The sequence below is a fragment of the Alkalibacterium kapii genome (genome assembly GCF_007988865.1).
Classification (GTDB): Bacteria; Bacillota; Bacilli; order Lactobacillales; family Carnobacteriaceae_A; genus Alkalibacterium; species Alkalibacterium kapii.
The window spans coordinates 24,800-47,059 of sequence record NZ_BJUY01000013.1 but is presented as its reverse complement, the minus strand read 5'-3'; the positions used below and the strand labels follow the sequence as shown (position 1 = coordinate 47,059).

Below are 22,260 nucleotides of genomic sequence, written 5' to 3'. Positions count from 1 at the left end.
TGTCGAACTCACCGGTAATCTCTATGCTGAGTCTGCACTTTTATAAAAGCCAGAGTGTTTTTTCAGTACCTCTTAAAAAATCGATTTTTTTTAAAAAATAGCTCTGTCAAATACTATAATTTTATTTACTATAAAAAAATTCAGCTGGTTTTCGTTTAATAGAACGAAAGCCAGCTGTTTTTTTAGTAGTATTGTCTTTTCAGTAATCAAAAGATGTCGTCTCATAAATTAAATGATACGCTTAAAAGTAAATGACTTAACTGAAAGTTTATTTACTGAATTTCTGAACATCTCGAGCAATCATGACTTCTTCGTCCGTCGGTACTAATAAAACACTTACTTTAGAATCTTCTGTAGAGATTATTCTTTCTTTACCTCTAACGTTATTTTTTTCTTCATCGATATTTGCACCAAGGAAGGTTACTCGATCGATAATATTCTTACGCGTTTCAGTACCGTTCTCACCAATACCTGCAGTAAATACGATGGCATCCACACCATTCATCGCTGCTGCATACGATCCGATGTATTTCACTACTCTATCTTCGAAAATGCGTAAGGCCAAGGCTGCACGTTCATTAGTATCTTCAGCATCTTCAAGATCTCTCATGTCACTTGATATACCTGAGAGTCCTTTCAGCCCTGATTTATTGTTAAGGATGTAAATCATATCATTGATCGATTCGATTCCTTCTTTTTCCATCAAGAATGGCAGCAGTGAAGCATCGATGTCTCCAGAACGCGTCCCCATTGTTACACCTGCTAATGGAGTGAATCCCATAGACGTATCGATTGATTCTCCACCATCTACCGCTGTAATAGAAGCACCATTACCAAGATGACAAGTAATGATTTTTAAATCTTCGATCGGTTTTTCGAGCATTTCAGCTGCTCTAAAAGCAACATATTTATGGCTTGTTCCATGAGCACCATATTTACGCGCATTATACTTTTCGTAATATTCTAAGGGAATGCTGTACAAATAGTTTACTTTAGGCATTGTCTGGTGGAAGGATGTATCAAAAACAGCTACGCTAGTGATATCAGGTAAAATTTTTCTGAACGCTTTTATTCCGGTAGCGTTAGCAGGGTTATGCAAAGGTGCAAATTCAGATAGACTTTCAATTTGTTCGATTACTTCATCCGTTACAAGCGCAGAGTCTTGAAAAATTTCTCCTCCGGCTACGACCCGGTGACCAACACCTGTTATTTCGTTGAAGTCATTGATGATACCTAATTCTGTCAACTGTTTCAATAGCATTTCAACAGCTATTTCATGATCATCAATATCAACAATTTCTTCATATTTTTCCCCGTCGTTATATTTGATTGTAAATATTGAATCGTTCAATCCAATACGCTCAACGATTCCTGAAGCAAGGACGCTTTCCTCAGGCATTGTGAATAATTTCCATTTCAAACTTGAACTTCCTGCATTGATTGCGATAGTTTTTGACATATTAGTCACTCCTTATTCTAGATCGATTGTTTTTCTTTCCATTGTTTTATTTCTAAAAGGAAAGCATTGAAGGCTTTTTTATCTTTGACACTTGGAACATCAGCAACTAGGACTTCAGAAGCCTGTTTACTCTCTTCGCCTTTTTTCTGTACAATTAACAATGATTTTCTTGATTTTTCTGAGCTGAACCATTCCAGTGGCATATGAACGATTGCCTGTACATGGCCTACACTGTGAATATACCTCAATAAACCTTTTACTTCTGAAGCCTCAAATACACTTGTTGGCAAGACATAAAAAGCATAACCCTCATCTTTCAAGTAGTTGAACCCTTGTTCCATGAGCAAATAATGACTGTAAGAAAGCCCTTCTTCAAACGCCGTGTCAAATTGGTCTTCGTTTACTTGCTTTGGATAATATCCTACTGGAAGGTCTGAAACCACCAAATCAACTGGGTTTAAAAGTAGAGGCTGCAAAGCATCTTGATGCATCAGTTCTATAGGTATATTTAAAAGGGCAGAAAGAGTCGAGGCTAGTGCAATAAGCAGCTCATCATTCTCCACTCCAGTTAATTTTATGTCATCTGTATCTGAAGAAAGTGTTGTAAATATTGTATAGAGCAAGTTCCCGCTCCCAACTGACAAATCAGCCAGGTGTAGAGAGGTGTCTTTTTCAAAAAACAGGTCGATAAAATGCGATAGTATCACGCCTATCCCATCTGGTGTCGGCTGATGATTCATTTGCATCTGATCTTCTTTTACCATATTGATCAGTATCATCTGTACAGATTTTTTCTTTTCTTCCAGAGATAATTCTTCGATTGCTATCGATTCATATAACTTTTTCAACTTTTCTCTTGTTTCTGGCAGCGGTACATTATTTTCTACTTGTATCGTACCGTTGTCCAATATATTTTCTCCAGATTCAATAAACGCTTCTATGAAAGAAGTATCTAATTCTTCTTTTAGAAGGTTTGTTGATTCAAGTAACACAGTGTAAAATTTTTCTACTTTCGTTAAATCCACTGCAACAACCCCTTCTACTTTTTCCAGTTGCACCCATATAAAGCTGAAAATGGTTCACAGACATCCCTATGACTCTCATAAAACCAGGAAAACGATTTTATGTACAACTCATCGCTTTATAATAATTGTTATGACGATAGAAAAAAAGGAATCAAAATCCTTAAGATTTATGATTCCAAATTATATGATAATTAATTTGCTACAGGATAAACAGACACTTGCTTTTTGTTTTTTCCTTTACGTTCAAAACGGACAATACCGTCAACTTTAGCAAATAATGTATCGTCTCCACCTCGACCTACGTTTTCGCCAGGATGTATTTTTGTTCCTCTTTGACGGAATAAAATAGATCCACCTGAAACAACTTGTCCATCTCCACGTTTAGCTCCTAAACGTTTTGACTGTGAATCACGACCATTAGTTGTTGAACCGCCACCTTTTTTAGTAGCAAAAAATTGTAAATTCATTTTCAACATGTTCAATGCACCTCCATTACTTCTCTTTTAGAGAATTAATTTTCACATACTCTCTGTATTCTTCCTGTATACTATTTAAAGATAATTGAAGACTTTGCAGGAGTATCTGGCTTGTATCCAATTGTTTTTGAGTTATACCAGAAGGAATTTTAAATTCCAGATAGCCACCAGAATCTTCAGCAGAAATAACCTCTAAAGGTATCTCAGCTATTTCTGACAGACTATTTACGGTTCCGATACTTAAAGCTGAAACAGCAGCACACACAATATCATAGCCGTACGGTCCAGCGTCAGCGTGACCAGTTATTTTAACTGACCTGATCGTTGACCCTTTACTGCGAAATTGTATAGCTATCATTCCAGTTTCCTCTTCTCAAAGATTAATTTGATTTTATTGATGTGATAGAAACCTTTGTATAAGGTTGACGGTGTCCTTTTTTGTTGTGAGAATCTTTTCTGCGACGGTATTTATAAGTAGTCACTTTTTTAGCGCGACCTTGTTTTAAAATTTCGCCTTCGACAGTTGCGTCTTTGATGAAGGGATTTCCTACGACAGTATTATCTCCTCCAACAAACAAAACTTCATCAAAAGTCACTGAGTCTCCAGTTTCTCCGTCCAATTTCTCTACGAAAATCTCCTGGCCTTCTTCGACTTTGAACTGTTTTCCACCTGTTTTAATAATTGCGTACATGTTTGCTGCACCTCCTTTAGTTAATGAATAAAACGTTTTGTTTTATTCTTAAGCACTTAGACTCGCCGTTATAAGTAGTAATATTTTACTTTAAAAACTTATATACGAGCGGTTGTAGTTGTGGTGCTACACATTTACAACATTACTATCATAGCAAATCAAGGTCTTTTAGTCAATCTGAAACCAGGAAAAAATTGAAAAAATCTTCTATTTCTAAAAGGAGATACTAATTCAAAAACTGTTGTAACGAAATGATACGATCGCTGAATTTCTCAGCAAATCTTAAATCATGCGTAATCATTATAATACCAACGTTATTTTTAATAATCGATTTTAAAAGTTCTCCGAACCGATCAGCTGTTTCATAATCTAGTGCAGAAGTAGGCTCGTCCAGACATAAAATTTGTGGTTCCAGCATAAGTGACCGAGCTATAGCCACACGCTGTTTCTGTCCTCCCGAAAGCTCATCAGGATAAGCATCCCGCTTGTCAGAAATATCCAGCTTTCCCAATAAATCATTCACTTTAAGTTCGGCTTCTTTTTTACTGAGAGTTTTATTAAGCAATGGGCTCAGCATACAGTTCTCTTTAACTGTCAGATTAGGAAAAAGCTGAAAATCCTGGAAGACCATCCCTATTTTTGTCGATGCGCTCTTATTGCTTCGCTGGTCGGTAAATAGATGGTCATTATCCAGCTTGATCTGTCCTTCATCCGGTTTTTCCAATTGATTAAGCAAGCGTATAAAGGTCGTCTTTCCTGAACCTGATTCACCTACGATCGATACGATTTCTTTTCTTTTCACTTTTAATGAAAAATCTTTGATCAAATCTGTTCCATTCATCTGTTTCCCTAATCGGTCAATGACCAGCATCTTCCCACTCCTTATCTTTGATACCGTTTTTCGATTTTATTCAGCATATACGAAAGAACACCAGTAACAATCAGATATAAAACCCCCACGAATATAAAAGGGATGAGCGAAGCATATCTGTTAGCAGCGATCTGCCCCGCCCTCAGTACTTCTCCTAATCCTAATATATAAACAAGAGAGGTATCCTTAACTAAAGCGAGGACCTCATTGCCTATACTTGGCAGTGTCGTTTTTAAAACTTGAGGAAAGATCACTTTGCGGTACCCCTTAAAATGATCGATCCTAAGGACTTTCATTGCTTCAAATTGGCCAGCCGGCACTCCTACCATGCCACCTCTGAAAATTTCTGCGAAGTATGCTGCATAATTTAAAACAAAGGCAAATACTGCTGCTGGAAAGCGGTCAAGTGTTATACCAATATAAGGAAGACCGAAAAAAACAAACATTAATTGGAGAAGCAGAGGTGTCCCCCGCATCACATAGATGTATAATGTGATGAACCATTGAACAACAGTTGGTCCATAAACCTTTACAACGGCGACTATAAGACCAAGTGGCAGGGATAATGCCAGGACTAGTCCAAATAACTTCAATGTTAATTCAAGGCCTCCAACAATTGACGGTAATGCTGACTATAACATAATGTACACTCCTATCGCTTACTTTTAATCTTTAAACCACGTTTTATAAATATTATCGTAAGTATCTTCTTCCATGACTTTTTCAAGCGAACGATTGAACTCTTCTCTTAATTCATCGTCTTCTTGTCTAAATCCTACGGCATACTCTTCTTTCTCGAAGTCATCCTCTAAAACCTTGTATTCAGGAGATGCGTTTTGAGACATGTAATATCTTCCAAGTGTTTCATCAACAACGATCGCTTCACTTCGACCAGAGATCAAATCATTGAAAACATCATTATTTGTAGGGAACTGTACAACTTCTCCGTTGTTGAATTCTTCCAGTATATTTGAAGGATCATCCTCTATGGCATTGACTGCGCTTGAAGACTGCTGGGCAGCAACTTTTTTCCCTGCCAAATCTTCTTTTGAATCAATATCGTTTCCTTCTAAAGTCACAATCATCTGGCTGTTTTTTAGATAAGGTGTACTGAAATCAACTTTTTCTGAGCGCTCTTCCGTGATTGTATATCCATTCCAGATCATATCAATATTGCCCGCATTTAATTCTGTTTCTTTCAAGGCCCAATCGATTGGTTGAAAGCTGAGGGAATAACCTAAATCGTCTGCTACGGCATTAGCTAAGTCGACATCAAACCCTACTAGGTCTCCCTCATTATTTCTGAATCCCATAGGTGCAAAAGTATCATCAAGACCAATAACGTACTCGCTTTTACTTTCACTTTCGCCTGTATTATCTGCTGCTTCATTTGATTGACAACCGGTCAAAACCATCCCTGATATGACTAATCCCATTAATAACATTTTTGTGTTTTTCATCTTTATTTCCTCCTGATATTTTATAAAATCATTTTTCACTGGTGAATTATATAAGGCTGCAGTCCCTATATAAAACAAAAAACGCCCTTTAATCCTCTCGTAAAAGAAGATTAAAGGACGATTAAATATCGTGGGCCCACCTTTGTTCGCAACACAAAAAATGTTGGCTCAGCACGTTCAAAACTACTAAACGCCGGCACGATAACGGGTGCATCCGTTCAAGCCTACTCGAGTTCAGCTTTAAGCTTAGAGATGTGTTTTCAAAGGTCTCCTTTAGTTACTCTCACCAACTGTAACCTCTCTGAAAAGGGATTGCTTTTACTTTTACTCATCATTGCTAAATTTATTGTTTTCATATCATAGCATACTTATTTTCCAAAGCCAAATATTTTTTTCCAAAAACTCACTTTTTCTTCTTTTAATGTCATTAAAGGTACGGTATCGCCTAGAATGCGTCTTGAAATATTACGGTACCCTTGAGAGGATGGGTGATCTGGATCCAGTACGACAGGGTTCCCTCTGTTTGATGCACGTACAACTTCGTCATCTTCATAAATAATTCCGAGTAGCTTTATCGATAGGTGACGTGTGATTTCCTCAACATCCATAACGTCTCCAGCTTCCATCATTCCTTTACGGATACGATTGATGACAAGTTGTGGAGCTTTTATCGGTGTTTGTTCAATAAGCCCAATGATTCTGTCAGCATCTCGGATAGCAGAAATTTCTGGTGTGGTAATCAATATGGCATCGTCAGCAGCAGCAATCGAATTTTTAAAGCCTTGTTCGATCCCGGCAGGACAGTCTATGAGAATATATTCAAAATCATTTTTCAATTCTTCGACCAAATCCACCATCTGTATTTCATTGATTGCATTTTTATCTGCATGCTGAGCAGCAGGTAAAAGAAACAACTGGTCATTGAATCGTTTATCTTTTATCAAGGCCTGATGAAGTTTAGCTCTGCCTTCCACGACATCTATAATGTCGTAGATGATTCTATTTTCCAGTCCTAAAATGACATCGAGATTTCTCAAGCCGATATCCATATCTACAAGACAGACTTTTTTTCCCTGCAGAGCCAGAGCTGTTCCAATATTTGCTGTAGACGTGGTTTTACCTACTCCACCTTTACCTGATGTTATAACGATGGCTTTACCCATTATAAATACCTCCTGCATAATTATCTAATTCAGGCCGGAGAGCTTTTAACTCCTCCAACTTAGATACTTCAATGATATGTAAATCATTAACATATACAAACTCTGTTGTATCCGCTTCTTCGTCTATTTGACGGTCTTTTTTTTCTATGACATGAACGTTGTCCCCTATTCGAACCTGAGCATTGTACCGGAAATTTGCTACTACAACAGCCGATTCTTTACCATTCACACCTGCATGGGCTGTCCCTTTCAGTTCACCGATAATGTATATGCTTCCGGATGCACGCACGATCCCTCCCGGATGAACGACACCTATAAGCAGCATGTCTCCTTCAGCTTCGACCATCTGTCCGCTTCTGACTGTCCTTACTTCCAAAGTTGGACTTGCTTCCTTTTGCCACCTTACACATTTTTCTCTAGTTATGACGTCTGATTCAAATGAGGAAATTTTAAAGTAATCATCTTCAACGATTTCTATGATTATATTTTTTTCTTTATCCGTAAGTTCTCTAAGTCCCGTCTTAACATGAAACTTGATTTCTCTTCTGTTATGAGAATCTTTTCTCATCTGGGAAGTCAGTGATTTCAGCTCTTCATAAGCATCTTCTAAAGAGGCTGAAGACTGAATGATCAATTGATAGCCTTCTTGAGTTCCTTTGAGTGATACTGTACCTTTCATTTTACTCCACCTCTAATTTTATCTAATCGATACATTGCTTTTTTTGGTCATTCCCGCTTTATTTTCATCTACTTTGACAAGCATTTTGATCCACTCTCTAAAAGGATAGCCAATGATCAAAAATACCACTGTATTAAAAATCAGGGTACCGCTTAAACGGTTCACTAAAAATAACTGAAGAGTCATATCAGCCAAACCAATAATCCGGTACGCTCCGAAGACGAATAATTCCATCAAGGATAAAATAACAATATTTACCAATAGGATAGTGTAAAAGTGAGGATTGATCATTTTTCGAATTTGAACGATCAAATACTGGATCATTATAAACGCTGCAATATAGATGCCTAAGACACCGCTGTAGTAACTATCATAAATAAACCCAGAAGCAAAAGCTAATATAAAAAGTTGTCTAGGTTCCAAGTAAAAAGAAAACATAATCAAAGTAAGAACAACGAGACGAGGGATAATCAATGTTGCAGCAGTACTCAACTGTTCACGAAATAAAAAAGTTAATCCTCCGTCTAAAAGTAATGTAAAAAACAAAAGAAAAATGGGGAGAGTAATTTTTTTCCAGTTAGCCACTACTCTTCACCACTTTCAGCCAGGCGGTGAATAATTGTTACAAATCTAATATTGTCAAAGTCAGCGGCAGGTTTCACATAAACCTGTTGAGCAAGCCCATATGAATCCATTGAAACTTCTTCAACTTCACCTATGACCAGTCCTCTTGGTATCGATCCACCTAAACCACTGGTCGTCACTTGTTCCCCTACTTGGATTTCAGATGTTGAAGTAATTTGAGACATGAGCAACTGATTTGTTTCTTCATTGTAATCACTGATTATTCCATAAATCGTTTTGTCTTCGGAGATGATTTCTGAAGAAACCTGGTTTGACGTTTGTTCAATATTAGTTAACAGAACCACTTTGGAACTTGTCGGATTTGTTTCTGATATCCGACCAATCAATCCGTTCCCAGACATTACGGGCATACCGACTGAAACGCCATCCTGACTTCCCCGGTCAATAATTACTTGATCGACCCAATTATCAGGATTTCTGGAAATGACCGCTCCAGAAATCGTTCGATAGTCAGTCAGAGACTGTTTCAATTCCAACTCTTCTTCGAGACGATCGTTTTCCTCTTTCAGCGTATTTAATTCTGCTTGACGTTCATATATACGGTCGATTTCCACTTTCAATCTTTGATTTTCTGTGTAAGTATCCTGCAGGTTATCTATAGAATCAAAAATACCGATAACTGCATTGGCAGGTTTTGAATAAATCCTTCCCAAAACCGCAGTGATATCATTAGATGCTTGTTGTATAAAAGGAATGCTGCTTGAATTTCTCATCGAAATTGAAATAAGTGAGACAAACAAAATCACACTGACAAGCAAAACGATTAATTTTTTATTTGTAAAAAACTGGTTCAATTGTTACACCTCATATAAATTAACTTCGCTTATTTTACCATAGATCACAGTAAGTTCGTAGAGATAGATCAAATTATTGCTGCTTAAGCGTCAGGTTTGATGCCATGAATCTACAAAGTTATTAAACTAGCGGGAAGACATCTTCCCGCTAGTTTAACTATTTACCTTGATTGTTTTCTGTATATATTCATATGATTCAGCGCTTCACCAGTTCCCACGGCTACACAATCTAATGGGTTGCTCGCTACAAATACCGGAACGTCTGTTTCTTCAGCGATAACATCACTTAAGTGTTTCAGCATCGCTCCACCCCCTGTAAGGACGATGCCGCGATCAATAACATCTGCTGAAATTTCTGGCGAGGTATCTTCCAGTGTTCCTTTAACAGCATGCAGAATGCTTTCAATAACTTCCCTGATAGCCTCAGCTACATCACTGGCTGGGATAGAAATAGTTTTAGGTAAGCCTGTCAAGAGGTCTCTTCCGCGAATATCCATCGTTCCCATATCACTAGCTGCTTCTATAGAGGCGCTGCCTAATTCCATTTTGACAGCTTCTGCAGTTCTTTCACCAATCAACAGGTTATATTTATTTCTAATATACTGGATAATGGACAGATCCATTTGATCCCCTGCCATTTTGATCGTCCGACTGCTGACGATGCCACCCAATGATATTGTGGCAACATCTGTTGTTCCGCCGCCTATATCTACTACCATACTGCCTGTCGGTTCATTCACCGGTAAACCGGCTCCAATAGCTGCAGCAAATGGTTCTTCGATTAAATAAGCATCTTTTGCGCCAGCCATTTTAGCGGCATCAATGACTGCTCTTTTTTCAACTTCGGTTCCGCCGCCAGGTACACATACAACGACTTCGGGTTTAGACCCACGTTTTCCCACAGCTTTGGTTATAAAATACTCAAGCATTGCGGCTGTTATATCAAAGTCAGCAATCACTCCATCTTTCATAGGACGCAAAGCGACAATGCTGCCAGGGGTACGACCAATCATTTTTTGTGCATCTTCACCAACAGAAACAACTTCATCATTCGTTTTATCTTTTGCTACTACGGAAGGCTCGCCTAGAACGATACCTTTTCCTTCTACATATACATTAGTATTGGCGGTACCTAAATCTATACCGACACCTTTTTTTCTAAACCCGAACACTAAAAAATCTCCCTTCAACACGTTACATACTTGAATTATTAATTGTAGACTTACATTATATAATTGTACCTTTTTCTTCAACAATATGCACTATCTAACGAGCAGTTTATTTTAAATTTAATATTTGAAATGTCACTTTAATTTTTCTTCAGTAAAATCAGTGTTTTTTTATTTTGATTCACACTAATTGAATCTAGACGGTACTCGCAGTAAAGTCAGTTAGTGACAGATGTTTGAGCATTAGAAAAAATACTCTGATTTAAAAGTATGGGATTTTATAAATCAGTAATGACGCTTTCTACTTTCAACCTCGTATTTTCTTATGGTATAAAACATTCGAATGTCTTCACTGACAGGAGTGTACTGCATTCGTAACCCTTTGGTCAGCTCGCAACTGAAAAGGTCAGAAGTATTCACTAAAACAGGATAGTTTTGCCTACTCACGGATATAATGTTTTTGAGATATCTTTACATACAGTATCTATTTACCACTGAAACGACATATATTTGGAGTAGTCATTAACAGAAGACGTTGACACGATCTCCAAGAATAAAATAGTCCGAGTAGAAACTAAAATCGTTATCTAATGACTGGTGAGCTAAAGAAAGCATTCAATTGTCAGAAAGTTAATTTAAGCTGACTCGCTCATTTTAATAATAGCTTTTGATCGCTCTTAAATAAAAACATAAAAGAGACACGGTATAATAACTGATCGTGTCTTAAACTGATATACAGTTAACATTAAGAAACACTTAAATTCGTGATTTTGACCACGAAAAAACCGAGCAGGATAAATATCCCACTCGGTCAAAAATTATAATAGTTTAGTATTAAGCTTTTTCTACGTTAGCTGCTTGAGGTCCGCGAGCGCCTTCTTCGATATCGAAAGTAACTTCTTGACCTTCTTCTAAAGATTTGAATCCTTCTTCATTGATAGCTGAGAAGTGTACAAATACATCGTCTGCACCTTCGCGCTCGATAAATCCGAATCCTTTTTCTGCGTTAAACCATTTTACTGTACCGTTTTCCATGTTTACTGTTTCCTCCTCGTGCCTTAAAGCACAAAATATTTCACATTATTGCTATAGGTACGAATCGGAATGTTATCAAACATTACTTTTTTCTTTCCCTAACAAAATGCTATATTTATAGTACCATGGTATATCAACTAATGCAAGTATTTAAACTTTTTTATTAAATTTTATATGATTTTATATGAGCTATCTTTTTGTTCCGAGTTATCTTACATAGCACCGTACTCTTTTAAACTTATGTAACATTCTTCACCGATTATAAAATGATCTAAGAGTTCAATACCAACGATTTTTCCAACTTCAACCATGCGTTTTGTAAACTCCAGGTCGGCCTCCGATGGTTCGGGATTTCCAGAAGGATGATTATGTGCAATGATCACCCGAGCCGATGAATACTTCATAGCCGCTTTAAATATTTCCCTTGGATGTGCAACGCTGGTATTCAAACTTCCTTTGAATATAGTTTCTTTTTTAATGATTTCATTTTTTGTATTTAAAAATAAACCTACGACCAGTTCCTGCTGCAGACCATTTAATTCTTCAAGTAGTAATTTCCCCACGTACTGACTTGATGTGACGACTCCTTCCTTTAATACTGTAGTTTTAGCTAAGCGTTTCCCTAACTCGATAGATGCGAGCAGTTCAAAAGCTTTAGCCTTACCTATCCCTGGTATTCCTAACAGTTCTTCAAGCGAGGCATTTCTGAATGTGTATAAATCATCAAAGTATGAAAACACCTGCATACTTAATTGCAACACATTGTATTCCTTGGTACCCGTTCGCAGCAAGATAGCCAACAGTTCGTGATTAGCCAGTGCCTCAGGTCCATATTCAGCCATACGCTCTCTTGGTCTTGATTGCTTTGGAACATCGACAAATTTTTGATTCCGCATGTTAACCCCTCCAGTAAAAAAAGAAGAGAAGATTTTATCTCCTCTTCAATATATACTGTCATTTAAAAAAAATTCTCACTTTTTATTTTGATAAGAATTTCTTCCAAATCCTCACATATTTCTAATGTTTTCTTTTCTGCTTCTTCTGTAGGCTGAATAAGATCTGGTATCATAACAACTTTATATCCAGCTGAGTGGGCGGCACGGATTCCGTTCAAAGAGTCTTCAAGGACTAGCACATCAGATTCTTTATTTCCAGCAAGGGCGACCGCTTTTTGGAATATCTCAGGATTCGGCTTTGATTCAGCAACTTCGTCTCCTCCGATATATCCATCGAAATAAGTTTTTAATCCGGTTATGTCGAGTAATTTCTCCACTAGTTTCCGTTCAGAACTGGAAGCGACGACTGTTTTATAACCCTGCTCTTTTAAATAAGTGAGAAGCTCCACCAGACCTTTTTTCATTACAGGCAGCTCAGCAAGTAAAAGATCTTCTACGTCTTTTTTACTGTCTATGGTGAATTGCTTAACATCATGTTCTGGAAAAGCCTGGTACATAGCATCAAAAAAATCTGCTTCACTTGCTCCTATATATTTTTCATAAAAAGGGTAGTCAAGGGGGATGTCAAATCTTTTAGCAGTTTTTTTATTGGCTTTGAAATAAATGGGTTCAGTGTCAAACATCAAACCGTCCATATCAAAAACGACAACCTTATTCATGTTTATCCTTCTCCAATATTTTTTAGTTTTTCGATCTGATTGGTTACTGCTTCAAATTTTTCTTTGTAATCTTTGCCTTTTTCTTTTTCAGCTTCAACGATATTCTCCGGTGCATTTTTTACAAATTTATCATTAGCCAGTTTTTTCTCTACTCGATTTATTTCTTGCTGCCACTTCTCTTTTTCTTTTTCCAATCGTTTTATTTCTTCTTTGACATCAACTAGACCAGCCAGAGGAATATAAACTTCAGCCCCTGAAATAACTGCCGATTTTACTTCGCCGGGTATTTCAATTTCAGTATCAATGACTAAATCATTCGGGTTGCAGAACCGTTCAATAAAGGAATGATTCTCACGTAAAAACTCTTTTTCTTTTTCACCTTTGGTTTTTATTAAAATATCTATCTCTTTGGATAATGGACGTTTAGCATCCAATCGGATTGTTCGAACGGAACGGATCAGTTCGATCAGCATGTTCATATTATCGATCGCTTCTTGATTTTTCAATCGGCTATCTGTTTCCGGGTAGTCGGCAGTAACCAGCGATTTTCCTTTATGAGGAATATGTTCCCAGATTTCTTCAGTGACGAATGGCATAATAGGATGAAGTAAGCGCAGAGTCTGATCCAGAACATACACAAGGACAGATTTAGTGGTTACTTTCTGTTTTTCTGTTCCCTGAATCAGTAGTTCCTTACTCATTTCAATATACCAGTCACAATAGTCATCCCAAATAAAGGTGTACAACTTCCTCCCGGCTTCGCCAAATTCAAACTTTTCAAAAAGCTCAGTCACTTGCTCGATCGTCTGATTCAAGCGGGCCAGGATCCATTTATCCGCAATCGTTTTGTCTCCACTCAAATCGATGGCATCGTATGAGAAATCACCGAGGTTCATCACTACATAACGGCTGGCATTCCAAATTTTATTGATAAAGTTCCATGAAGCGTCCATTTTTTCATAACTGAAACGAACGTCCTGACCTGGAGATGAGCCATTGGATAAGAACCATCTCAAGGCATCGGCACCGTACTGGTCGATGACATCCATTGGATCGATACCATTGCCCAAGGACTTGCTCATTTTTCTGCCTTGTTCATCTCGTATCAGTCCATGGATCAAAACGTTTTTAAATGGTGCTCTTCCAGTGAATTCCAGGCTCTGGAAGATCATGCGACTGATCCAGAAAAAGATGATATCATATCCGGTAACTAAAGTACTCGTCGGGAAGTATTTCTTGAAGTCTTCTGCATCGGGATCAGGCCACCCCATTGTCGAAAAAGGCCACAAGGCTGAACTGAACCATGTATCTAAAACATCATTGTCCTGTTCCCAGTTCTCACTGTCTTGAGGAGCTGTTTCTCCAACAAACAATTCACCGGTTTCCTTATGGTACCAGGCTGGTATGCGGTGTCCCCACCATAACTGTCTGGATATGACCCAGTCGTGGACATTTTCCATCCAGTTGTTGAATGTTTTCTCAAATCGCTCGGGAACGAAGGTCACCTTGTCTTCAGTCTGCTGATTTTTCAGTGCCTGTTCTGCCAGCGGCTGCATTTTAACAAACCATTGAGTAGACAGTCTTGGTTCGACGATTACTCCTGTACGTTCAGAATGACCAACGCTGTGTGTCATATCTTCTACTTTGATAAGATATCCGGCTTCTTTTAAATCTTTGACAAGTGCTTTTCGTGCCTCAAAGCGATCCATTCCTGCATAGTTTCCGGCATTTTCATTCATAGAGCCGTCTTTATTCATCACATTCATTTGTTCCAAATCATGACGCTTGCCGATCTCAAAATCGTTAGGGTCATGGGCTGGGGTTATTTTGACTACTCCCGTACCAAATTCTCTATCCACGTAATCGTCTGCTACGACGGTGAGCTCTCTGTTGACCAACGGCAGCAGTACTTTTTTACCTATAAGGTGCTGGTATCTCTCATCTTCAGGATGAACAGCGACCCCTGTATCTCCCAGCATCGTTTCAGGGCGTGTAGTTGCGATCTCTACTTCACCTTCTCCATCGACGATCGGATACTTGATATGGTAAAACGCACCGTTGACATCTTTATGGTCAACTTCAATGTCTGATAGAGCGGTCTGGGCTTTAGGATCCCAGTTGATGATATACTCGCCGCGGTAGATGAGCCCTTTGTTATACAGGTCGACGAAGACTTTATTCACAGCCTTATTGAGACCTTCATCCAAAGTGAAACGTTCTCTGGAATAATCAACTGAAACACCTACTTTAGACCATTGTTGACGAATATTATCTGCGTATTCTTCTTTCCAATCCCATACTTTTTCCAGAAATTTTTCTCTGCCTAAGTCATATTTAGAAATAGAATCCTGGGCAAGTTTTTCCTCGACCTTTGCCTGTGTGGCGATCCCGGCGTGATCCATCCCCGGCAGCCACAAGGTATCATATCCCTGCATTCTTTTTTGACGGATAATAATATCTTGAAGCGTCGTATCCCAAGCATGTCCCAGATGGAGTTTTCCTGTCACGTTAGGAGGCGGTATAACGACAGAATAAGGTTCTGTGCCTTTTTCATCCGGCCTGAATAAATCTTCTTCGAGCCATTTCTCATAGCGTCCTTCTTCTACTTTTGATGGTTCATATTTTTTTGACATATCTAATGATTCTTCCAAATTCATCTCTCCTTTTTTCTCATTAAAAAAGCATTCATCCTATACTCATAGGACGAATGCTTCGCGGTACCACCTAAATTATCACTGAATAGTAAACAGTGATCTCTTGAAAACAGATTTAATGTTCTGTCAGTCCATCAGCAGCTACTTTATCGTTCACTGCCAGAGCTCCCATGCTACTTCTCAAAAAGATCGATCAGGGATTTCCACCATACACCCATTCTCTTGGATCAATGTTATTGATACTACTCATGATCATCGCCTGTATTTATTATCAGATTATTTAACTCAATTCAGCTTCTTCTTTTTTTGCCGCTGCTACAGCCTTTTCATAATTTGGATCATCAGCCATTTCTTCTACAATCTCTCTGTAGACGATTTGTCCATTTCTATTTAATACAAAAACCGACCGGGCGATTTTATCGATGTCTTCGATGTAAAGACCGTATGCTTTAGCAAAAGTACGGTCACTGTCGTGAAGCAGGACTGTGTCGACATCTTTAGACTTGGCCCATTCTTCTTGCTCATTGACTGTATTTGCTGAAATAGACAAGACTGTCGTATTACTTAACTCTTTACCTTTTTCATTAAATGTATCGGTTTGTCTGGCACATGTACTTGTTTCTATATCAGGAAAGGTACTTAATATAACCACTTCTCCTTCATAGTCGGATAATTTCACGTCGGTATCATTTAAATTCTTAAGATTAAAGGAAGGAGCGTTATCCCCTACTTGTGGAGCAGTACCATTTGTCTGAAATTTTTCGCCTTTCAATGTTACATCCATTGTTATCCCTTCTTTCTTATAATATACCTTTAGTTTAACCTGTTTGAACAGGTCTTTGCAACTAAAACATTATAACAAAGAAGTAAATTCTTTTTCCATTTCTATTCGTTCGTTTGTTTCAGCACTGATTTTTTGAATAGTTATACCCTCTATTGCATTAATCATTAATGTTTCTACATCCAGGGCTTTTTCAAACCCTTTCACCTTCTGTAGCTGAGGTTTTGTTTTAGGTCTATTTGATGCGAAAATCGTGCAGCAGTCTTCAAAAGGCTGTATAGCTAACTCATAAGTGTCTATCTGTTCGGCGATTTTAATGATATCAGTTTTATCCATGGATATAAGTGGACGTAAGACAGGAGTATTCGTTACTTCATTGATTGCGGCCATACTTTCAAGCGTTTGAGACGCTACTTGACCTAATGATTCTCCATTTATGATGGCTAATCCATTGCGTTTTTTCCTGATTTCGTCAGTAAGCCTTAACATCATTCTTCTTGTGATAGTCATTGAATATTCTTCAGGGATCAGTTTTTTTATTTGTTCTTGTATTTCAGTAAAAGGCACTTCTATAAATGTTAATTCGTCTGCGTAATGTGATAGTTTTTCAGTCAAATCTTTTGCTTTTTTTAAAGCTTGGGGGCTAGTATACGGAGGACTGTGAAAATGGATTGCTTCGATCCTCATTCCTCTTCTAAGCGATAGATACCCAGCTATCGGCGAATCAATCCCCCCTGATAACATCAGCATCCCTGTGCCACCTGTTCCAACCGGCAGCCCTCCCAGGCCCTTGATGGTCTCAACAGATATAAAGAAACCCCGTTTTCTGACTTCTACTCTTACAGTAGTAGTAGGATTTTTCATTTTGACATGAATATCATCAAAAGTTTTCTCAACAGCAGTCCCTAGGAATCGATTGATCTCATTCGTATCATATAGAAAAGTGTGATCAGATCTTCTGGTATTGATTTTGAATGACATACCCGGTGTATAACTACTTTTGATCAATTCTATGACTGCTTCTTTTGCAGCCTCGATCGAACGATCCACCCTTATCACAGGGGAAAAAGACTGGATGCCGAAGACTTCTTTCAATTCTTTAATAACTGATTCAGCATCTTCTCCATTCAATTTCACATGCATGCGATCACGATCGTACCCTACTGATACCTGATCAAACTTTTTCAACTTTTCGACAACATTTTGATATAATTTTTTCAGGAATTTTTTTTTGTTTTTTCCTTTTGTTGATAGCTCTCCGTATCTAATTAGTAATTCTGTGATTTCCAACTCTTAACCTCGCTATTCTATTGCCTTTAATCGTTCATAAACTTTATTGAATGTCTTTTTGAATATTTCCACTTCATCTTTCGTATTCATATTGCTCAAACTTATTCGCACGGCAGATGCTGCCTGTTCTTTTGAATGCCCCATCTCTTTTATGGAGTGCACGCTTTTATTTTTCCTGCTTGAACAAGCACTTGTCGTCGATATATAAATGCCTTCTTTTTCAAGCGCATGGACAAGCACCTCGCCTCTGCTGTTTTTTATGCCAAATGATATAATATGCGGGGCACTCTCTTCCGGAGAAAAAACAGTCACTTTCTCCAGTTCACTGAAATAGTTCAATAATGACTGTTTCATACTAGACAGTCTGTCATTAGTTGCCTTTTTATTTTTCAACAACAATCGTAACGCTTTTGCCAAAGCTACATTCCCGGGTACATTTTCAGTCCCATTTCTAAGTCCACTTTCCTGACCCCCGCCACTTAATAATGGGGATAACTTCCTGCCTTTTCTCACATACATAAAACCAGTGCCTTTTGGTGCATGAAACTTGTGCCCGGAAAAGACAGCCATGTCGATTCTGGATTCGTTTAAATCCAAATCTACTTTACCCAATGCCTGGACAGCATCCACATGAAAATGAATAGAAGGATGATCCTCAAGCACTTCGCTGACTTCCTTCAACGGCTGCAGACTGCCCGTTTCGTTATTGACAGCCATCAAAGAAACCAGCACCGTATCTTTCCTTATAGCCGTTTTTAATTCGTTCAGATTTATTTTACCTTTTTTGTCTACAGAAAGATAAGTCACATCCCATCCTATACTCTCAAGCTGTTCCATGCTTTTGAGAACAGCAGGATGCTCTGTGATCGAGGTGATCATATGGCGGCCGTAACCTTTTTTAGCCATGGCAGTACCTTTAATGGCAAAGTTATCTCCCTCAGTTCCACCGCTAGTGAAAACTATTTCTTCCTTGTTTACACCCATTAGTTCTGCGATTTGCTTTCTTGACTGATCAAGAAGTTGCCTGGATCGTTCGCCCAGCTGATGCAAGCTTGATGGATTACCGAAATACTGTTCATTGACAGCTCGGTAAGTATCCAAGACAGATGCTTCTGTCCTGGTCGTCGCTGAATTATCAAAATATATCATTCCTGCACCTCTTTTATTTCTTCTCTTCCAACAAACTCTTTCTATTATAGCAGAATATGCGGCGGCTTCAAGCAATGTAAAAAAGATAACGTTTTTTATATAAAAAACTCTCAGACTTTGTATTTTGTCTGAGAGTTTCTTGTTATTCATTCTGCTTTTGCATCTCTTTCTTGTAGAGGTCTTTTACCGAATCAAAAGCTCCTGGCTCAATCGACTCGAGTTTTTCTCTTACCATCTTCAAGGCTGTTTCATAGTCATAATCATCGAGGAACAGCGATTCACTGTATTTGATCGTTTCTATGACTTCAGGATGTTCTTCCTTGTAACGATAAAGGCGCTGACTGGTTAATTCAGTAAGCAGTGCATTGTCTACGATTTCTTCCGTTTTGTCAGCGAGCTGCTCCACATCTTCGTCACACATAGAATGAAGTTCCAGTACCTTAGTCAAATCCAGTTTGTGTTTGGCTAGTTCAGTTGATAACTTCTCCAGCTGGTCAGTCGTGTAAAAAAATAAATCCAAATAATCATCAGGTAGGCCCGGCAGATGCTGCGCCTCTATATATTTTTTCATTTCACGCAAAGCATATTCCATCTCTTCCACGTCTTCTTTTATTTCTTTTTCTTTCTCCCGATAAGCATACAATCTTAGTCTGAATTCTTCGTAAGAATGTGAAAGAGTTTCTAATTTTTCAAACGATTCTTCCAGAGTTTCCAAAGCTACTGAATAGGAAATCTCGTTTTTTTCGATTTTATCAGAAACCTTGGCGATAAGTGTCTCTTGTTCTTCTAAAATACTTTTCATTACTAAATATTTCTTATGCTCCCCCTGATCAAGTTGGTAGCTTTGGCCTATTCGGTCAAGTTCCAACCCAAGTTCTTTATTTTCAGTTGTCAGGTAATACAGGATTTTTGGCATCTTCCGAGATAGTTTCGCTAATTCTCTCTTAGCGCTGATTTCTTTTTCCATTGCGTCATATAACTCATCGATTCGTTTTTCAACTTCAATTTGTTCTGACTCGATTTTCTTTAATTCAAGTTGGGCTAAAAGTTCTTTTAAATGATTTATTCCCTCAGTTAACTGCTCGGATTTTTTTTCAATATCTATAGATTCAGGAAATTTGTAGTCTTTTTCAATCAGTTTATTGTACCCCTGCTTTATTTCCTGAAGCTGCTTTTTATAATCATTTTCAATTTTATTATTGATTTCAGGTATACTAGCCATCATACTTTCCATTTCATTTAACTTTGCATCCAACTGATTTACGATTTTTTTTGCTTCTTCATGATCCCCAGAAGCTGTTAAATCTGAAAAAGACATAAATAACCCTTCCATTATGCCTAACTTATCTTCCAGACTATTTATGGAATCACCGAAAGTGAAACTCTTTGCCAACAGCTCCTTACGAACTTTATGATATCGCTTCTTTATGGAATCAATTTTTCTCAGGTTTGCCTGTTCTCTCTGAAGCAGCTCTTCTATTTTTTCTGAAGCAATTATTATATTCTCTTCAATTTTCTGAAGTAACTGCTCAGCTTGACTTTCAATTTTTGTTGATTGGCCGAAGCGATAACGATCTGTTGCCTGTTCCGCCTCAAATAAATAGGATTCAACTAATGGTAAATTCTCATCTTCGATCGTATCGATATCTGCCATCACGCTAGTCGCTACTTCTTTAGACTGTCCTGTTATCATCATTTTATCTAATGTCGATACTTTCTCAACCGGTATTTTAGTGTGCAATTCTTTTTTGACTTTATCCAACCCATCGATTCTTTCATAATGTTTCTTTCTGATAAAATATGTAAGAGTATAGATGAGTAAAATGAGTACGACAACACTCAATGTAATGATTAATTCAACTGACATGATTTGGCCTCCAACGCTTCTTTGCCATTTATGGCTCTCAAGTTATTTAGTACAGTATATCAAACTTAATTGAATTATGTTATACTAGCAAGCAAAATAAATAATTTTAATAAAGAAAGGAACACTATATGTCACACGAAATCAAGCACATGGTCAGCAAACAACTTGCGGCTATTATCGGAAAAGAAACAAATCTGATCGCAAATCTAAGCAATGCTTCTGCTTTGATATGGGAGCATTTCCCCAATATAAATTGGGCCGGCTTTTACCTTTGGGATAAAATCGATAGAGAATTAGTCCTGGGACCTTTCCAGGGCAAAGTTGCCTGTATCAGAATCGCAGAAGGTGCAGGGGTTTGCGGTACAGCATTGGAAAAAGAACAAACACTTATCGTTGATGATGTTGATCTTTTTCCTGGCCACATCGCTTGTGATGCAAACAGTCAGTCAGAGATCGTAGTGCCCCTTATAAAAGATGGTGTGAAAATTGGTGTACTGGACATTGATGCGCCAGTTAAAAATCGATTCACTAAAGCAGATCAGTTGATTCTGGAAGAATTTACCAACGTTTTAATGGAGCGTATATAACCTTCTTTTTTCCTTTTCCAAAAGAGAATCTCCCAATTTTACTATTTGAATCATAAAAAAAGCTGAGATATTAAAACATCTCAGCTTTTTTATTTTATTGATTATTATCTGTTGTAGTACTCAACGATAAATGCTTCTTCGATTTCAGCAGGCATTTCTTCACGCAATGGTAAACGTGTAAGCGTTCCTTCTAATTTTTCATCATCGAATGAAACAAAGTCAGGACGTCCAAAGAGTGATTCTACAGATTCTTTGATAATTTTCAAATCTTTAGATTTTTCTCTGACACCAACGACATCATTAACTGATACACGGAAAGATGGAATATCTACACGTTTACCGTTAACAGTAATGTGTCCGTGATTGACTAACTGACGTGCTTGACGACGAGTTGTGGCAAGTCCCAATCTGTAAACAACATTATCTAAACGCTGCTCAAGCAGGATCATGAAGTTGACACCATGTTTACCTTCACGAATTTTACCTGCTTCAATAAATAGATTGAAGAACTGACGCTCATTTAAACCGTACATGTAACGCAGTTTTTGTTTTTCTTTTAATTGAAGTCCGTATTCTGATAATTTAACACGTGCAGTAGGTCCATGTTGACCTGGTGCATAGGGACGACGTGCGATTTCTTTACCAGTACCTGTTAAAGAAATACCTAAACGTCTTGATTTTTTCCATGATGGTCCTGTATATCTTGACATAATAAAATTCCTCCATTGTTATAATATATGGAGTAAAATAACGTGTGAAAGCTCAGTAATACGTGCAGTTTCTTTTCAATCTTCACCTTTGCAGCCGCTGGTTACACAATTGCGCTCATATTGCATATGGCAAGAAACT

Annotated in this window: 23 protein-coding genes and 3 other annotated features; of the genes, 1 reads left to right on the top strand and 22 read right to left on the bottom strand. The window is 37.9% G+C overall.

The genetic code is table 11. The annotated features are described in order from the left end of the window. Positions 1-268: 268 nt before the first annotated feature. The 21 genes from AKA01nite_RS05900 to AKA01nite_RS05800 form a co-directional block, all read right to left on the bottom strand. Positions 269-1,459: an acetate/propionate family kinase gene (locus AKA01nite_RS05900; protein WP_146924397.1), complete on the bottom strand. Its 1,191-nt coding sequence runs from the start codon at positions 1,457-1,459 to the stop codon at positions 269-271. 17 nt (positions 1,460-1,476) lie between these two features. Beyond that, the gene (locus AKA01nite_RS05895; protein ID WP_146924396.1) at positions 1,477-2,484 is read right to left on the bottom strand and encodes a class I SAM-dependent methyltransferase; all 1,008 of its coding nucleotides are present in this window, start codon (positions 2,482-2,484) and stop codon (positions 1,477-1,479) included. Between the two features lie 191 nt (positions 2,485-2,675). Further along, positions 2,676-2,960: a 50S ribosomal protein L27 gene (gene rpmA, locus AKA01nite_RS05890; protein ID WP_146924395.1), complete on the bottom strand. Its 285-nt coding sequence runs from the start codon at positions 2,958-2,960 to the stop codon at positions 2,676-2,678. Between the two features lie 16 nt (positions 2,961-2,976). Further along, a complete protein-coding gene (locus AKA01nite_RS05885) occupies positions 2,977-3,318 on the bottom strand; it encodes a ribosomal-processing cysteine protease Prp (protein ID WP_146924394.1) in 342 nt (113 codons plus the stop codon). A 22-nt stretch (positions 3,319-3,340) separates the two neighbouring features. Beyond that, complete coding sequence (gene rplU / locus AKA01nite_RS05880) at positions 3,341-3,652, bottom strand: 50S ribosomal protein L21 (RefSeq protein WP_146924393.1); 312 nt, start codon at positions 3,650-3,652, stop codon at positions 3,341-3,343. A 48-nt stretch (positions 3,653-3,700) separates the two neighbouring features. Beyond that, positions 3,701-3,776 (bottom strand) — a sequence feature (ribosomal protein L21 leader region). A gap of 102 nt (positions 3,777-3,878) precedes the next feature. After that, entirely contained in the window at positions 3,879-4,523 is a 645-nt protein-coding gene (locus AKA01nite_RS05875) for an amino acid ABC transporter ATP-binding protein (protein ID WP_146924392.1), read from the bottom strand. A gap of 11 nt (positions 4,524-4,534) precedes the next feature. Continuing rightward, positions 4,535-5,140, bottom strand: a complete 606-nt coding sequence (locus AKA01nite_RS05870) for an amino acid ABC transporter permease (protein ID WP_186805116.1) — start codon at positions 5,138-5,140, stop codon at positions 4,535-4,537. 48 nt (positions 5,141-5,188) lie between these two features. Further along, entirely contained in the window at positions 5,189-5,983 is a 795-nt protein-coding gene (locus AKA01nite_RS05865) for an amino acid ABC transporter substrate-binding protein (protein WP_146924391.1), read from the bottom strand. 110 nt (positions 5,984-6,093) lie between these two features. After that, positions 6,094-6,327: a binding site (T-box leader), on the bottom strand. 24 nt (positions 6,328-6,351) lie between these two features. After that, positions 6,352-7,146 (bottom strand): septum site-determining protein MinD, encoded by a 795-nt coding sequence (gene minD, locus AKA01nite_RS05860; protein WP_146924390.1) that lies wholly within the window; start codon positions 7,144-7,146, stop codon positions 6,352-6,354. Then, the gene (locus AKA01nite_RS05855) at positions 7,139-7,825 is read right to left on the bottom strand and encodes a septum site-determining protein MinC (protein WP_146924389.1); all 687 of its coding nucleotides are present in this window, start codon (positions 7,823-7,825) and stop codon (positions 7,139-7,141) included. Before AKA01nite_RS05855 ends, minD begins: the two co-directional genes overlap by 8 nt. Before the next feature lie 18 nt (positions 7,826-7,843). Continuing rightward, positions 7,844-8,410 carry a rod shape-determining protein MreD gene (gene mreD / locus AKA01nite_RS05850; RefSeq protein WP_146924388.1) on the bottom strand — a complete coding sequence of 189 codons (567 nt, stop codon included), beginning with the start codon at positions 8,408-8,410 and terminating at the stop codon, positions 7,844-7,846. Further along, positions 8,410-9,264: a rod shape-determining protein MreC gene (gene mreC, locus AKA01nite_RS05845; protein WP_146924387.1), complete on the bottom strand. Its 855-nt coding sequence runs from the start codon at positions 9,262-9,264 to the stop codon at positions 8,410-8,412. The genes mreD and mreC overlap by 1 nt, the downstream gene beginning before the upstream one ends. A gap of 161 nt (positions 9,265-9,425) precedes the next feature. After that, on the bottom strand, positions 9,426-10,436 hold the full coding sequence (locus tag AKA01nite_RS05840; protein ID WP_146924386.1) for a rod shape-determining protein: 1,011 nt from the start codon (positions 10,434-10,436) through the stop codon (positions 9,426-9,428). A gap of 831 nt (positions 10,437-11,267) precedes the next feature. Further along, complete coding sequence (locus tag AKA01nite_RS05835) at positions 11,268-11,468, bottom strand: cold-shock protein (RefSeq protein ID WP_146924385.1); 201 nt, start codon at positions 11,466-11,468, stop codon at positions 11,268-11,270. A gap of 212 nt (positions 11,469-11,680) precedes the next feature. Next, positions 11,681-12,364: a RadC family protein gene (radC, locus tag AKA01nite_RS05830; protein ID WP_146924384.1), complete on the bottom strand. Its 684-nt coding sequence runs from the start codon at positions 12,362-12,364 to the stop codon at positions 11,681-11,683. Between the two features lie 62 nt (positions 12,365-12,426). Next, positions 12,427-13,083 carry an HAD family hydrolase gene (locus AKA01nite_RS05825; RefSeq protein WP_146924383.1) on the bottom strand — a complete coding sequence of 219 codons (657 nt, stop codon included), beginning with the start codon at positions 13,081-13,083 and terminating at the stop codon, positions 12,427-12,429. 2 nt (positions 13,084-13,085) lie between these two features. Then, a complete protein-coding gene (locus AKA01nite_RS05820) occupies positions 13,086-15,734 on the bottom strand; it encodes a valine--tRNA ligase (protein WP_371860863.1) in 2,649 nt (882 codons plus the stop codon). Between the two features lie 45 nt (positions 15,735-15,779). Then, positions 15,780-16,002, bottom strand: a binding site (T-box leader). A gap of 15 nt (positions 16,003-16,017) precedes the next feature. After that, positions 16,018-16,521: a thiol peroxidase gene (gene tpx / locus AKA01nite_RS05815; RefSeq protein ID WP_146924381.1), complete on the bottom strand. Its 504-nt coding sequence runs from the start codon at positions 16,519-16,521 to the stop codon at positions 16,018-16,020. A 69-nt stretch (positions 16,522-16,590) separates the two neighbouring features. Next, positions 16,591-17,808, bottom strand: coding sequence for a tRNA uracil 4-sulfurtransferase ThiI (thiI, locus tag AKA01nite_RS05810; protein WP_146924380.1), 1,218 nt, complete (start codon positions 17,806-17,808; stop codon positions 16,591-16,593). A gap of 12 nt (positions 17,809-17,820) precedes the next feature. Next, complete coding sequence (locus tag AKA01nite_RS05805; protein WP_146924379.1) at positions 17,821-18,957, bottom strand: cysteine desulfurase family protein; 1,137 nt, start codon at positions 18,955-18,957, stop codon at positions 17,821-17,823. A gap of 142 nt (positions 18,958-19,099) precedes the next feature. Then, the gene (locus tag AKA01nite_RS05800; RefSeq protein ID WP_146924378.1) at positions 19,100-20,824 is read right to left on the bottom strand and encodes a septation ring formation regulator EzrA; all 1,725 of its coding nucleotides are present in this window, start codon (positions 20,822-20,824) and stop codon (positions 19,100-19,102) included. A 128-nt stretch (positions 20,825-20,952) separates the two neighbouring features. Here AKA01nite_RS05800 and msrC point away from each other — a divergent pair, with 128 nt between their 5' ends. Further along, positions 20,953-21,411, top strand: coding sequence for a free L-methionine (R)-S-oxide reductase MsrC (gene msrC, locus AKA01nite_RS05795; protein ID WP_146924377.1), 459 nt, complete (start codon positions 20,953-20,955; stop codon positions 21,409-21,411). Between the two features lie 104 nt (positions 21,412-21,515). Here msrC and rpsD read toward each other — a convergent pair whose 3' ends face one another. After that, complete coding sequence (gene rpsD, locus AKA01nite_RS05790; protein ID WP_146924376.1) at positions 21,516-22,121, bottom strand: 30S ribosomal protein S4; 606 nt, start codon at positions 22,119-22,121, stop codon at positions 21,516-21,518. Positions 22,122-22,260: the final 139 nt, after the last annotated feature.